The organism is Paenibacillus timonensis (assembly GCF_022427145.1).
In the GTDB taxonomy this organism is placed as follows: Bacteria; Bacillota; Bacilli; order Paenibacillales; family Paenibacillaceae; genus Fontibacillus; species Fontibacillus timonensis.
This window is the reverse complement of record NZ_JAKSXN010000007.1, coordinates 56,731-71,516: the sequence shown is the minus strand read 5'-3', so window position 1 is coordinate 71,516 and position 14,786 is coordinate 56,731. Positions and strand designations below refer to the sequence as shown.

Genomic DNA, 14,786 nt, shown 5'->3' with positions numbered 1-14,786 from the left:
CTCCATAGCCGGGATGCCGTTTCGGAATCGATCGCCCATGGACGCACGCCGTCCGGACGAAGGCTATCTCCGGGCACAGCCTCCGCAATATCTGCATTTTCGCAATATACACCTCCCAAACACGGATCGAGAGTCATGAACTCCAGTTCAACCAAAATAACCGGCACCTATCGGTGCCGGTTTTGTATTGCTCTCCAAGTTTTCGGCTTAAGCCTTGGCAGGCTTCATGCCGTTCTCCTCTTGGTTCGGGTCCTGACCTTCTTTATTCACCTGCACTTTGCGGATAAAGAAAGCTAAGACGAAAGCGATCAGCGTAATCCCCGTGGCCACGACGAAGGCGAAATCGATCCCGTTGATCGTCGCATCACGGGTGATCAGGGCCAATTGCTGGGCGTTGGCCGGATCTTTCGGGTTGATGCCGGCGGAAATGATCATTTCTGCCGCCTTATCCTTTGCACGCGTGGACATGATCGTGACGAGAAGTGCGGTGCCCAGCGCGCCGGCGATCGTCCGCAGCGTATTGGACATCGCGGTCCCATGGGCGTTAAGCCGGGCCGGCAATTGATTGAGGCCGGCCGTCTGAATCGGCATCATCAGCATGGACATCCCGAACATGCGCGCCGTATACATCAAGATAAGATGGGAATACGTCGTGCCGTCGGTCAAATTGCTGAATTCCCAAGTCGTTATCGCCGTGATGGCTAAACCGATCACCGCCAGCCAACGCGCACCGATCCGGTCGAAGATCATCCCGGTAATCGGCGACATGATCCCCATCAGAATCGCTCCAGGCATCAGTAGAAGCCCGGACTCGAGTGGGGAGAATCCGCGGATTTTTTGCAGGTAAATCGGCAGCAGGATCATCGCCGCATACATCGCCATCGTCACCACCACATTGATGATCGTGGTAAGCGAGAACATGTCGTAGCGGAATACGCGGAACTCCAGCAAAGGTTTATCCGACTTCAATTGTCGCCACAGGAACAATCCCAGGGCGACAACGCCAACAATCAAGCTGACGACGACTTCCGTCTCCCCCCAGCTCGTGCTGCCGGCTTCGCTGAACCCGTACAAAACGCCGCCGAAACCCAGCGTCGACAAAATGATCGACAGAACGTCCAACTTCGGCCGGCCAATCCGGGTTACATTTTTCATAAAGATCACGCCAAGGAAAATCGATAGGACCGCAAACGGCAAAATGATCCAGAACAAGACGTTCCAAGGGTGATGCTCAATGACCCAGCCGGAAAGCGTCGGGCCGACCGCAGGGGCGAAGATCATGGCGATCCCCATCATCCCCATCGCCTGGCCGCGCTTCTCGATCGGGAAGATCGTCAGAAATACGACCGTCATGAGCGGCATCAGCACGCCGGCGCCGGCAGCCTGAACCAGCCGCCCGATGAGCACCAGCTCGAAGCTCGAGCCGATGCCGCAAATAAACGTGCCTGCCGAGAACAAAATCATCGCGGAAATGAACAGCATCCGCGTGGTGAAACGTTCCATCAGAAAGGCGCTAATCGGAATCAAGACGCCATTCACAAGCATGAATCCGGTAGAAAGCCATTGAATGGTTGTTGCTCCGACGCCCAAGTCGTCCATCATTTGCGGCAGGGCGACGTTCATCAAGGTTTGGTTCAAGATCGACACAAACGCTCCGATCAAGAGCGCCATGACGATCGGCCATCTTTTGAAATTTGCGGCCGGTACAGTAGTTTCATGGCTCATAGGTTTCTTCTCTCGCTTTCTCTAATGATGCGATGATTTTGTGATGCGTCTGCAGCATATGGTCAATATCTTTCTCCGCTGACGCCAATACGATCGAAATCGCCTTGGTATATTCAAGGTCGGTCTGCTGATAGACCTCCATCCCTTTGTCCGTGATTTGCAAAACAACGGATCTGCGGTCGATGTCCAATCGTTCGCGCACCACCAGCCCCGCCTTGACCAGTCGATCGATCACGCCGCTGACCGTGCTGTTCCCCATCCGCATTTGATCGGCAAGCTCCGTAATCCCGATGTGCGGGTTGTTCTGGATTCGTTTCAGCGTCATGAACTGAATGCCGGTTATGCCGAAGGGTTCGGCTTGTTTGGATAACAAATGATAAAACGCCCTTTTCACTTCGCGGAAGGACTCCACGATATCATGCATGCGCTGCTTCTGATCCAAACGGTACTCATCCTTTACACTTTTGTTTCACTCTTTAATATTTCGTATACGAAATAATTCTTTATTATATTTAACAAGGGTCCAAGTTGGTTGTCAATAAGAAAATCGCAACCTCCAAGGTTCGGCAAAATCGGAAATTTTTCAACTTTCGCTTAGAATTTCTCGGAATATTTCGTCCTATACCCCTGGCGCCCTGGATGTTATAATTATGGTAGAATTCACCTACTACTTAAGGAGGACATGAATCCCATGACATGGTTCAACCGACTTCCCTTATCCGGAAAGATCTCCGCCGCGTGTTATCTCGTGGCCGCGCTCTTTGCCGTCCCATCCCTGATTGCCTACATCCTGCTGGGACATATCATCATCGGTATCTTGCTGGTCGTCATATTGGCAGCGCTTACTTTCCCGCTTTCGCGTTATCTTCAGAAAGCGCTTACCGGTTCGTTTGACGATGTCACAAGCGCTTCCGCAAAAATCGCCAAAGGCGACTTCACCAGTCGAATTTCGGAGTCCGGAGGCATGGACGATCTCAGCCGTTCCTTCAACAGCATGGTGGACAAGCTGCGCAAGATCCTGCAGGAGACATCGGATATCACCCGCAAAGTGATGGATTCCAGCCGGAGCATTTCCGACCGCAACCAAGAGCTGATCGAAGTCATGACCCAAGTCACCCACTCCTCCAATGAGCTGGCGCTTGGTGCCAACGCCATCTCCGAAGATGTCAGCGGCATGAAAGATGCGATCGGCGAGATCGAGCAAAAGGTTAGTAATTACACCGTTGCCACCCGGGATATGAATCAACGCTCCGACGAAATGATTCAACTGGTAGAACGCGGTCGGGAATCCGTCTCCCGGCAGGCGAACGGTATGCGCAAGAATATCGAAGCCACCGGGAAAGTCGCCGATTCCATCGAGGCTTTGGCCAAGAATGCGCAAGGCATTACCAAAATTACCGCCACGATCTCGGAGATTGCCGAACAGACGAACCTGCTGTCGCTGAACGCCTCGATTGAAGCTGCCCGGGCAGGCGAGCACGGAGCCGGCTTCGCCGTGGTTGCCCACGAGGTTCGCAAACTGGCCGAGGAATCGACCGCTTCAACCAAAGAGGTATTTAACCTGGTCCGCAGCATCGAGCAGGACGTGAAGCAGGCGGGACAAAACATCAAGATCAACGAGGAAGTCGTCCGTCAGCAAAGCGAAATGATCCGCGAGGCGGAACAGATCTTCCAGGAGATCGTCCAAAGCGTGCAGTACATCAGCGGAGAAATCGCCGCATTCTCCCGAGAAAGCGAAGCGATGCTGGAAAGCGCGCAGAATATCTCTTCCGCGATTCAGAACATTTCCGCCATCACCGAAGAATCCGCGGCAGGTACCGAACAGGTCTCGGCTTCCATGAACGAGCAAATCACCTCGATCCGGGCGATGGCCGAAGAGGCCGAAGCGATGAAAAATGCGGTGTTCCAGCTGCAAAAGACGATACATATCTTCAAGTTTTAAGCTACCGTAGCCAATGCCCGGCCCCCCGTTTGAAAAGGGGCTGGGCATTTTTTATTTTTTCGTTAAGATAATAGATAGTGAATCGCAATGAAAGGAGGGCTGGCAACCATGCAGACGTCTGCCCGCTTGGCCCAGTTTTATCAAGATTACCGCCATTCGATGACCGCCCTCTCTTACCGGCTGACCGGTTCCTGGTCGGAAGCGGAGGACATCGTGCAGGAAGTGTTTGCGGAGCTGCAGCAGAACGTACTGGCTGACAGCATTCGCCAACCCAAGTCTTATTTAATGCGCGCCGTCGTGAACCGCAGCCTGAGCGCGCTGAAATCGCCTCGAATGTCCCGGGAGCTGTATACCGGGCCATGGTTACCCGAACCTGTCTTCGATCCGCTTCCAGAGACGCAACTTGACCGCTTGCTCCGAGAAGAGCAAATCTCTTACGCGTTTATGGTATTGCTGGAGCGGCTGACGCCCGACGAGAGGACCGTTTTTGTTCTGAGGGAGTCGTTTGCCCTGGAATACGAGGAGATCGCCGACATCTTGGGGAAAAGCGCGGTCGCCTGCCGCAAGCTGCTGAGCCGGGCCCGGCAAAAGGTCAAAACGGAGCATGAAGTAACCCCCGCTGATGAGAAGACAGTGGCAAAATGGACCAGCGAGTTTTTAAAAGCCGCAAAAACCGGGGATTTCGCCCCCCTTCTGGAAGTCATTCGGGAGGACGCCGTGCTGATTACCGATGGAGGCGGCAAAGTCAGGGCAGCGCTCAACCCCATCTTTTCCAAGGAGCGTATCATTGCTTTCTGGGCTGGGATCCAGGCCAAAGGTTCCCTGCAGGGCGAGCTGGTTCCGACGCAGATCAACGGGGAAATCGGACTGGTTCATTACCGCGATGGACGGGTCATTCACGTTATTCTGTTTGAAGGCGATGCGCAGGGCCGGATTCGGCGTTTCTATATGATCAGCAATCCCGAGAAAATCGTCAAAGCCTCGAGCCTCTAGCGGTCACAAATCGATCCCTTCTCTTGTCTTACATGCGTAAGAAACAAATCATTCTCCAATGGAGGGATATCGCATGAAAGTCAGAATGGATCATTATCAAGCCAACCCGAACGTTTACCAGGCGATGAGCCGGTTGGAACGCCAAGTCACGGAGAGCGGATTCGACCGGGTCTTGTACGAGTTGATCAAAATACGCGCATCGCAAATCAACGGCTGCGCTTATTGTCTCGATATGCACACGACGGAATTGCGCCAGCTCGGCGATAGCGAGCAGCGGATTGCCCTCGTCAGCGTTTGGCGGGAATCGCCCTGCTATACCGAACGGGAGAAAGCGGTGCTGGAGTTGACCGAAGCCGTGACCCGAATCGCCGAAGGCGGCGTGCCGCAGCCGGTTTATGACCGGGTCCGCGGCTTTTTCAGCGAGAAGGAAACGATGGATCTCATCTTTGCGATCAACGTCATCAACTGCTGGAACCGCATCGCCATCACCACGGGCATGTTTCCCGGCTGCCGCGATGAAGGAAAAGAAGCGTAAGGCGCGAAACGCCTCTTGGCAAGCAAAAAGACCTGAAGGAGACTCACTCCTTCAGGTCTTTTTCGTAGGTTACCGCTTCGCTTTCAGCCGGACCATCTTGCTGCTGAAGTCGCCGCGCACCGAGGCCATGGACAAGCCGGCGCTCATCAGGCGGTCACCGCCGTACACCTCGCCGCTACCGGCCACCTCGTAGTCTTTGGCCGGATCGAGACCCTGCAGCTTCACGCTGCGCAACGGGCCGTTGGGTTCCGCCAGCACGCGGAAATAGAACAGCAACGCCTCGTTCTGGTCCGGGCTGACGAACATCCATGCCGTCTCGTTGCCTTCGAACGGGCTTTGCAGACGGTACAGATCGCCTTGCTGAACCAAACCGCGAATTTCTTTGTACAGCGCGATCTGGCGTTTGGCCGTATCCTTCTCGTCGTCCGTAAACCGGGTGAGATCCAATTCGTAGCCGAAATTGCCGGACATGGCCACGTCCCCTCGGAACGTCAACGGGGTCGTCCGCTCCACTTGGTGGTTCGGCACCGCAGAGACGTGCGCCCCCATCGTCGACACCGGATAAACGAGGCTGGTGCCGTATTGGATTTTCAAGCGCTCCGCTGCATCCGTATCGTCGCTCGTCCACGTTTGCGGCATGTAATACAGCATGCCCGGATCAAACCGGCCGCCGCCGCCGGAGCAGCTCTCGAACAAGATATGCGGAAATTCGCTCGTCAGACGCTCCAAGAGTTCATACAGCCCCAACATGTAACGGTGGGCGACTTCCCCCTGCCGCTCCGCCGGGCTGGCTGCCGAACCGATCTCCGTCATGTTCCGGTTCATGTCCCACTTGACGTACGTGATCGGCACCGTGGAGAAAATGTCGCTCAAGCGATCGTACAAGTACTGGCGCACGTCGCTGCGCGACATATCCAACACCAGCTGGTCGCGGGCTTCCGTGCGACGGCGCTCCGGAACGTGGAGGCACCAGTCGGGATGGGCCCGGTACAGATCGCTGTCCGGAGAGACCATTTCCGGCTCGAACCAAAGGCCGAACTGCAGCCCGGTGTCCTTGACGCGGCGGGCCAAGTCCGCCAACCCCTCAGGCAGCTTGCGGCGGTCCTCGAACCAATCGCCCAGCGAGCTGTTATCGCGGTCTCGCCGGCCAAACCAGCCGTCATCAAGCACAAACAGCTCGATGCCCAGTTTGCTGCCTTCTTGGGCAATCGCCTCGATCTTGTCGGCGTTGAAATCGAAATACGTCGCTTCCCAGTTGTTGACGAGAATCGGCCGTTCCTGGTCGCGGAATTGCCCGCGGCATAACCGGGTCCGATACAGTCGATGATAGGTGCGCGACATGCCCCCCAGCCCTTCGGCGGAATACACGAGCACCGCCTCCGGCGTTTGGAAGCTCTCGCCGGGCGCCAGCTTCCAGGAAAAATCGAACGGATTCATCCCGATCGAGACGCGGGTTGTCCCGAACTGCTCGACCTCCGCTTCGGCGGTGAAGTTCCCGCTGTAAACCAGACTGAAGCCGTAAACCTCGCCTTGCTGCTCCGTTGCGTCCGGCCGCAACAACGCCAGGAACGGATTCTGCTGATGCGAGCTCGAACCGCGGCGGCTGCTGATCCCGGTTACGCCCGGAGCCAGCCGTCTGCGCTGCACATGGCGCTCACGCGCCCAGGCTCCCGACAGATACAGGGCGTCGTAGGAAGCGTCCGGGAAATCGACCGAGGCACTGAGTGCCCGCTCCAGTTGGATCGGTTCGCCGCTGCCATTGCTGAACCGGGCCGATCTGGCGATGGCGTCAAAATCGGCAAAAACCGTGTAGTTTAATACGACGGACAGTCCGGAGACGCGATCTTCCAGCTCCAGTTCCAGCGTTTCCGCTTCGTTGTCCAGCTCGACGTAAACGGCAGGCAACCCCTCTAACGCCGGCTTTCCCGGGACGATCCGATGGGTACGGTACGTCAGCTCGGTCGCCCGTGTTCCGTTCGCGAGACGCACCTGATAGGCCGGGCTGCGAAAATCGCTCGTCCCGTATTGCGGGTACTCCTGCGGAAGAGAGTCCAGCGAAATCGATTTGTCCTCCGGAAGAGGATTCGGGCTGAACGAAGCGCGTTCCTGGAAGGTCAGCAAACCTTCGAGGTTACTGCCGTGGCGCAGCTTGGCGCCGAAATACGCATGGGCGGGATACCCGTGGACCAATTGAATCAGGTAACTCGTATTGCGGGACTGCAAATGGAATAGGCCTTTCGCTTCATCGAAAAAGATAGGCATTTGGCGATCCTCCTGGAATGTTCTTATCTGACTTTTCTAGTACGAATCTTCTTCCATTCTACTATCTTATCCAGGAGGAGTAACGATATTAAAGTGATCTTCTACATGGATTTTTGTGATTCTTTCCCGCTATCGGGAAGCAACTTGGCGTGAATGATCAACCGGTGCGTCGGATTTTTCAGCGGTTCGCAAGTGATCAAGGTCAAGATCCGGTCGTCGCCTTTGGGCTCCAGGACGGAGACATCGGTGGGTTCAACGACCGAGATCTCGTAAACCTCGTAAACGAAACGTCCGGTTTCGGCGTCGATATCGATTTGATCCCCGATGTTCACCTCGTTCAGACGGTTAAACAACCGCCCTTTCGTTCTCGCCCGGTGGGCGGCGATCGCCGCGTTTCCCGTTTCGCCTAACGGAGACGTTTCGGTCATGTGCGCCGCCGCATATTTCATGTTTGCTTTCGTTGCGCCTTCCAACACGGGGAGTTTAAGGTCGATCACCGGGATTTCGATCGTGGCGATCGGCGTTTTCCCATCCGCGCCCGGCTTGAAGGGCTTCGGCTCTACCGTGCGCGGCTCGTTGGCCTCCTCCCCCAGCAAGCGCGACACCCGCTCATAACCGGCGGCAAGCTTCGTCACTTCGGCAAGATCGTTCCGCTCTTTCGCTTGCTCCGCCACAGCCAGCATTTTTTCCTGCTCCCGGTCCGCTTTCCATTCCTGCAGCGCCGGAGTAACCAAAATGGCTAATCCAAGTACGATGAACAGCCACGATAACTTCTTTCGCACCGCTCCCCCCCCCTTATTCCGAAGCGCACGCCTCGTCTTAAAAATGCTCGATCATCCAGTTGACGGCGCCGTCAAACGTTAACTTCGCTTGCCTTGTCACGCCCTTCCAGCCCGAAAGCCGATTGCTGAACACCACGGCCGCCCCTCCGTCCTTTGCTCCCAGAGAGGTGATCTCCACGTTCTCGAAAACCGCGTCGTAAATATCGTCCTTTTCGTTTTGTTCGCTGAATTGCGCCGCCAACACAACCTGACCGGAGCCGATCGAATCGTCGACCCGCAGGTGCTCCAGCAAAACCTCCCCGTCCACCGTCAGCTTCAGCTCATTTCCTTGCAGCTCGGCTTCGATTCGCCGGGAATCCCGGATATTGACCGGAATTTCCGTCTGTTTCGAAGCTCCGGCCGCGGTCTGCTCCCGCGTATAGACCGAAGCCTTGTCGAAAGCCAGATCCTCCTCTTCCCAGGATACGGGAGCCAGCTCTTGCTTAAACAGGAATTCCGGCAGACGTCCGGCCGTCTTCTGTTCGACCGTAACGGTGTTGTTTTCCAAAATCAAACGCACATAACTTTCATTTTCGCGGTTGTAACGAAGGTAAATCATTTGCTTGCCGACAACGTTGCCGGCTGCCGTCGCGGCTACTTTGACGTCCCGGACCTTTTCCTTCAGGGCCTGTTTGCCGATGCCGCCTGGAGGCGACGTCAACACGATCTTGTTGCCGGCGAACTCGGCGGCTCCGTTCAGTCCTTCCCATGCGCCCGCCGCCTCCTCGTCCCCGCGGACAAACACCATCGATTCCCCGGTATCCATACGGATTTTCATCAGGAGATGATTCGTCGACCAATAGGGTTCCGGCTGAACCCGGGTCAAGTCCAAAACGCCGTTGGCTTTCGTATTCAACGAGGAACCTTCCCGGTTGAAATGCAGCTTGAACAACCGCTTGATGTTCGCCGTATTGGCCGCCGTCACCAAGGGGTTCATGCCTTCCCCCAACGCGTTCGCGTGCATGATCATGTAAACCGAAGGAACGTATCCAAGCGATTTCGCATAGACGTCATTCATCGCCTTATAGTCGCTTTCGATCCGGGCCTCCATTTGTGCGCGGTTTTCGACCGGAATCATGTTTTCGTCCCGGAGGAAATCCATTAAGTAATGGTTGTAATAGGCTACATTCGCCTTGTCGGTCAGCTCCTTTTCGTCCTTCATCCCGACAAACCGGCCATCCTTATCGAAAATGTTGATGTAGCTGAGCCGATATCCGTTCGTTCCCAGTTCCCAAAAGCCGGTTTTGACCATGTCCAGCATGTCCTTCGGCTGTACGAATTTGCGTTCGCTATTGCCCATTTTGTCCGCATAGGATAGAAACGTCGCTTTATAGTTGTATTTTTCCAGCAGCGGTTCGGCAAACAAATCCGAATCGTTCCGGCCGTCCTCAAACGCAAGGAACAACGCTTTGTCCGGCAACGACGCGCCTTTGGCATAGAAATCGAGAATATCCTGCTGCGAGATCGTCCGGTATCCCTGATCGTGCAGCGCCTTCAATTGTTCGTCCAGCTGGCTCTTCGCCACCAGCTTCGCCGTTCCGTTCCGCCCCACGCCGAAATAGGACAACGCGATGAACCCTCGCTTCTGATTCCAAGCCGACTTGTCCGGTGCCTCGTAGGTCTTCACGTCGAACACGGCGTGGTACAGGAGGGTTCCGAAGATCAGCAAGATCGCGGCTTGAAAGAAGACCCGAATACGTTTCCGGCGGTTTTTCCGGCGGACGTTCAACACGGTGTTTCGTTTTTTCTGCGCCATCTCGGCCATTCTCACCCCAAACCCAAATCAATGCATTAGTAGGCAATTAAAAAGGGATTCCGATCCCTTTAGGTTTGTTTTTCTTTCGAGCTTCCTTTTTCCGCTTGGCCTCGACGTCCTGCGGCGTCTCCCGCGTGCCCCAAGTGGACTTCCAAAAAGTCACCCACGCGACGGGCATCTGCCATAGCAGCACGAACTCGTAGAACAGGCAAAAAACAAAGCCGAACACCCATAACCTGCTCTTGCGGTACATCAGATGCGCTAAACTCATCAGCATCGACATCATCAGCAGCCCAGTCAAGAAAGTCCCGGGAAAAATCCCGTAAACGGCAGGCACGTACACGAGATTGTACAATACCACGACCGGGGCGGCGATCGGAACGATCAGCCCGACATAGAAAAACAGCGCCATAAAAGGTTCCTTCCGCCAAATGAACCCCGCCGCCCGCAACGATTCGCGCAGCCAGGAACGCTTCCAGCGCATCTGCTGCTTCAGGAATACGTCCATCCGCGAAGGGACGATCGTCGAACAAATCGCGGCGTCCTGATAGCCGGTCCGGTGCGTCTTCAAAATAAAGTTGGTCATGCTCCGGTCGTCGCCGAACGTGGCGGGTTGGCCGAGAAACTTCTGGTTCAGCCACGCCTTGGAGTGCTTCAGGATCAACTCCTTGCGATAGCAAGACAGCGGCCCCGATAAGCAGGTGACGCTGTCGAACCACGATTCGGCGGCCTTCATGATCCGAAAGGCGATGTAATATCGGACCGTTTGCAGCTTGGTGATGGTGTTCGTGTATTTGTTTTCCACGTCCGTGCGCCCGGCCACGCCGCCCATCTTCGGATCTTGGAACGGCTGGATCAGGTGGCGGATCGCCGTCGGCGCAAGAAAACTGTCTGAATCGACGAACACGACCAAATCGTGCTTGGCCATTTCCACGCCTTTCACCAACGCCATGCGCTTGCCGCCGTTTGTTTCCAGAACGGTAAACTTCAGCCGCTCGGGGGTGGCGAAACGCTCCTCCTCGGCATGCAGCTTCTCCACGATACCGCGAATCCGCTCCGCGGATGCGTCCGTCGACCGGTCGTCGACGACGATCACTTCCAGCTTGTCGATCGGATAATCCTGGTTCATGCAGCTGATGACCGTCCGCTGGATCCATTCCGCCTCGTTGAAGCAGGGAATGATGATCGACACCCCCGGGGTATATTCCGGATTGATCGGCACGTCCCGGTACAACGCGCCGAACAGGTACCGCGTAATCAGGAAAGCTGCCGCAATCAAGCTGTATAGGTACAATACGAGGTTGTATTTAAAGTAAATGATGCTTTCGGCGCGCAACAACAGAATGAAAGCGCTGGCCGCCAGCAAAGTGGCGCTGGCCGTATACACCGAGTATCCCCAACGTTTCCTCCGGAAATAGGCCGTCAGCGGCTCCACAAACTCGAAAGCGGCCATGCGCTTAACGCCGTTCTCCCCGGACGTTTCGAACGTCCGGACGACGGACGCGTCCAGCTTCACCTTCCCTTCAAACCCTTCCGGCATGATACCCGGGGGAATGCGGAACCGAAGTTTGGCCATATCCCGTTCTCCCAAGCGCACCGACTCCGGCAACTCCACGAGCATTCCCGTCGCGGAAAGGTCGTTCACCCGCCCCTCGCTGCCGCCCTTTTTTCGGTGTCCCTTCGCCTTGATCGCCACCGGAAAATCCGCGATATATCTCTGTCCGAGTTGTTGCAGATCCAGGCCGGATCTCCGGCGAGGCAATGCCTTCCGGCGCCCCCTCCTGTCCACCGAAACGCGAAGGCGTTCGGGGTCGGGGACGTACCTCAGAGTTCTTCTGTCTCCGCGCGGAACCGCCATGATTTCTTCCGAACGTTTAGGCTTCTTTCTGAACACGGTTCGCTCTCCCATCCTTTTCATTCCAAGTCCTATAAGCTCCAGTAATGGATGCCGCTCTCCTCGTACCTGTTTTTCGAAAAAGCGCCTTTCACGTCGACCATTAATTTGGCTTGGCCCGGACGGAACATCGCCTCCACCTCGGGAAAGCTTAAGCTTGTGAAACGGCGATGCGGTACAGCGAGAACCACCACGTTCAGATCCCGCATATAGGACATGTCGCTGAGCTCGATGCCGTATTCCTCGTAAGCTTCCCGCGGGTCCACGAGCGGGTCGGCCACCAACGGAGTGATGCCGTAATCCTGCAGCTCCCGGATAATGTCGATCACCTTTGAATTCCGGATATCCCGGCAATCCTCCTTGAACGATATACCGAGAACCCCTACCCGCGAATGCTTCAGGTCAACTTGCTGGCGAACCATCCTCTTTATGATGTTTTGGGCGACGTATTTCCCCATTCCGTCGTTGATATGCCTGCCAGCCAAAATAATTTTGGAATGGTAGCCGGCGTCCTCCGCTTTATAGGTCAGATAATACGGATCGATTCCGATGCAGTGTCCGCCGACCAAACCCGGCCGGAAGGGCAGGAAATTCCATTTGGTTCCGGCAGCCTGCAGCACCGCGTTGGTATCGATGTCCATCTCATGGAACAGCATCGACAGCTCGTTCATGAACGCGATGTTAATATCCCGTTGAGCGTTTTCGATGACCTTGGCCGCCTCCGCGACCCGGATGCTCTCCGCCCGGTGGACGCCGGCATCGATAATCAGCTCGTATAAACGGGCCACCAGTTCCAAAGCTTCCCGGTCGTTCCCGGAGACGATTTTCACGATATTTTCGAGCCGGTGTTGCCGATCTCCGGGATTGATGCGTTCCGGCGAATAGCCAACTTTAAAATCCGGTCCGCAGGCAAGTCCCGATTCCGCTTCCAGTGCCGGGACGCAAACCTCGTCCGTCACCCCCGGATAGACGGTGGATTCGTAAATGACGACCGCTCCCCGAGTCATCACGCTTCCGACGAGCATACTCGCGTCTCGGACGAATCGCAAATCGGGCACGTTGCCGCTTTGCACAGGGGTTGGGACGGCCACAATAATGCACTCGGCCTCCCGCAGCCGCTCCGGATCCGACGTGAATTCAACGCTGCACTTCTCAATCGCCTCGTCTCCGATATCGCCGGTAACATCCCGGCCTTGACGGTAAGCTTCGATTTTTCGCGCATTCACGTCAAACCCGATGACCTTGGCTTTTTGGGAGAAGGCACGCGATCGGCAGTCCGACGTATCCTAAGCCGATCACGGCGATCGTGGCTTGGCATGATGTGATCCTATCTAGTAAATTCATCTCATTTAGTCTCCGTTGTATTCGAATTCTGCTCTTGAATCAAATCCGCCATCTTCACGAACGCGTACCCTCTGGCCTTCAGACCTTGAATGACGCGCGGCAGCGCTTCGATCGTATGGATGTCGTCAAGCATGTGCAATAAAATGACGCTACCCGGCTTGGCCTGTTCCATGACCCCGTTCACGATGTCGTCGGCGCTGTTAGAGGAATCCCAATCGAGCGTCGTCACGTCGTACAGAGCGATATCGGGATAACCGATGGCGGCAATCGCCTTGGCCCGTTTGTCGTCCACGACGCCGGTCGGCGGCCGGAACAGCATGACGGGCTGCTGCTGGATCGCCTCGGTAATGACCTGATGCGCCTTGACCACGTCTTCCTGCAGCTCCGCCGGGGTTAAAGACGTCACCACCGGATGGCTATAGGAATGGTTGGCGACGTCATGACCGCCTTCTACCATGGCCCGGGCCAGGTTCGGATTCGTTTCGACGCCCTTAGCTCTTAGGAAAAAGGTAGCGTGGACATGGCCCTCCGCCAAAATATCGAGAATACGGGTGACCGTTTTATCGCTGCCCCAATCGTCGAACGTAAGCGCCACGTGTTTTTGCGGCGTATCTACCTGATAGATCAGCCGGTATTGGGCGTCTTTGTAATCCGGATTAATTTGTGCCGCGTCGTATCCGGGGATTTGGTCTAGCGGCTTGCGCATCCCTCCGTGCTCGACCAGCTCGTCCAGCGGAATCAGCCGATACCCGATCTCGTCGGCCGCTTGGGCGATGTACCGAATGGACGGAATCACCTCCGGGTTGATGTCGGTGTTCAGCGAGATGATCCCGCCCCGGTGAATATAACGTTTGACGTAATCTCCGATCGCATTGGCGTCTTGCATGTCCCGGTCGCGCGGGTTGATGTTGTAGCTCACGACCCCTTTCATGCCCAATTGCGCGGCAATCAGCGGAACATCCGCCGGATAATCGCCGGATTTCGTGCGGACGTACTTCGGCTTGACCCCGATCTGCTTCTCGATCACCTCGTTGCTCAGCTCGATTTCCTTATAGATTTGTTCATAATCCAGGTTTTTGAGATCCAGCTGGTTTAGCGTGTTGTTCTCGATCTCATGGCCTCTGGCCAAAATCTCGGCCGCGATGTCTGGCTCCTCGGCCACTCTCATGCCGGGCAAAAAAAACGTCGCTTGGATCCGGTAAGTATCCAGCTCGTCCAATAGCCGGTACATCGTATCCCGATCGCCCATCCCGTTAAACGTGAGGGACAGTTCTTTCTTGGCCGTGTATACGAACGGTATTTCCCGGCTTTTCTCTCCGGTGTAGCGCTGAATCGCAGGCTTTGGGCCGGCTTGTCCGCCGTCGCCTGCCTGGTCCGGTCCGTTCTCTGCCAATGTGCATCCTGAGGTCAACGCGAAGACGAGACAAATCAAAATCCCGGAAAAAAGGGCGTGTTTGCGATTCTGGTTCATGGACCTATTGCTCCTTTTTGCTGCTATTCCCTTGAAGCGGGAT

The 14,786-nt window shown here is 55.7% G+C and carries 10 protein-coding genes and 1 pseudogene; 3 read left to right on the top strand and 8 right to left on the bottom strand.

What is annotated here, in order from left to right:
* Nucleotides 1-207 precede the first annotated feature (207 nt).
* Both MJ257_RS04235 and MJ257_RS04230 read right to left on the bottom strand, forming a co-directional pair.
* Entirely contained in the window at nt 208-1,725 is a 1,518-nt protein-coding gene (locus tag MJ257_RS04235; RefSeq protein WP_240268060.1) for a DHA2 family efflux MFS transporter permease subunit, read from the bottom strand.
* On the bottom strand, nt 1,715-2,167 hold the full coding sequence (locus tag MJ257_RS04230) for a MarR family winged helix-turn-helix transcriptional regulator (RefSeq protein ID WP_240268059.1): 453 nt from the start codon (nt 2,165-2,167) through the stop codon (nt 1,715-1,717). Before MJ257_RS04230 ends, MJ257_RS04235 begins: the two co-directional genes overlap by 11 nt.
* 249 nt (nt 2,168-2,416) lie before the next feature.
* Here MJ257_RS04230 and MJ257_RS04225 point away from each other — a divergent pair, with 249 nt between their 5' ends.
* The 3 genes from MJ257_RS04225 to MJ257_RS04215 all read left to right on the top strand — a co-directional run bounded on the left by MJ257_RS04225 (nt 2,417) and on the right by MJ257_RS04215 (nt 5,195).
* Nucleotides 2,417-3,667 carry a methyl-accepting chemotaxis protein gene (locus MJ257_RS04225; protein ID WP_240268058.1) on the top strand — a complete coding sequence of 417 codons (1,251 nt, stop codon included), beginning with the start codon at nt 2,417-2,419 and terminating at the stop codon, nt 3,665-3,667.
* A 108-nt stretch (nt 3,668-3,775) separates the two neighbouring features.
* Nucleotides 3,776-4,660: an RNA polymerase sigma factor SigJ gene (sigJ, locus tag MJ257_RS04220; protein WP_240268057.1), complete on the top strand. Its 885-nt coding sequence runs from the start codon at nt 3,776-3,778 to the stop codon at nt 4,658-4,660.
* A gap of 73 nt (nt 4,661-4,733) precedes the next feature.
* Complete coding sequence (locus MJ257_RS04215; protein ID WP_240268056.1) at nt 4,734-5,195, top strand: carboxymuconolactone decarboxylase family protein; 462 nt, start codon at nt 4,734-4,736, stop codon at nt 5,193-5,195.
* A gap of 69 nt (nt 5,196-5,264) precedes the next feature.
* Here MJ257_RS04215 and MJ257_RS04210 read toward each other — a convergent pair whose 3' ends face one another.
* The 6 genes and pseudogenes from MJ257_RS04210 to MJ257_RS04185 all read right to left on the bottom strand — a co-directional run bounded on the left by MJ257_RS04210 (nt 5,265) and on the right by MJ257_RS04185 (nt 14,743).
* Nucleotides 5,265-7,457: an alpha-galactosidase gene (locus MJ257_RS04210; RefSeq protein WP_240268055.1), complete on the bottom strand. Its 2,193-nt coding sequence runs from the start codon at nt 7,455-7,457 to the stop codon at nt 5,265-5,267.
* Nucleotides 7,458-7,558: 101 nt separating this feature from the next.
* A complete protein-coding gene (locus MJ257_RS04205; protein ID WP_240268054.1) occupies nt 7,559-8,239 on the bottom strand; it encodes a class D sortase in 681 nt (226 codons plus the stop codon).
* Nucleotides 8,240-8,276: 37 nt separating this feature from the next.
* Complete coding sequence (locus MJ257_RS04200) at nt 8,277-10,034, bottom strand: polysaccharide deacetylase family protein (protein WP_240268053.1); 1,758 nt, start codon at nt 10,032-10,034, stop codon at nt 8,277-8,279.
* Nucleotides 10,035-10,080: 46 nt separating this feature from the next.
* Entirely contained in the window at nt 10,081-11,952 is a 1,872-nt protein-coding gene (locus MJ257_RS04195; protein ID WP_240268052.1) for a glycosyltransferase family 2 protein, read from the bottom strand.
* Between the two features lie 8 nt (nt 11,953-11,960).
* Nucleotides 11,961-13,272: pseudogene (locus MJ257_RS04190) on the bottom strand (nucleotide sugar dehydrogenase).
* A gap of 1 nt (nt 13,273) precedes the next feature.
* A complete protein-coding gene (locus MJ257_RS04185) occupies nt 13,274-14,743 on the bottom strand; it encodes a polysaccharide deacetylase family protein (RefSeq protein WP_240268051.1) in 1,470 nt (489 codons plus the stop codon).
* Nucleotides 14,744-14,786: the final 43 nt, after the last annotated feature.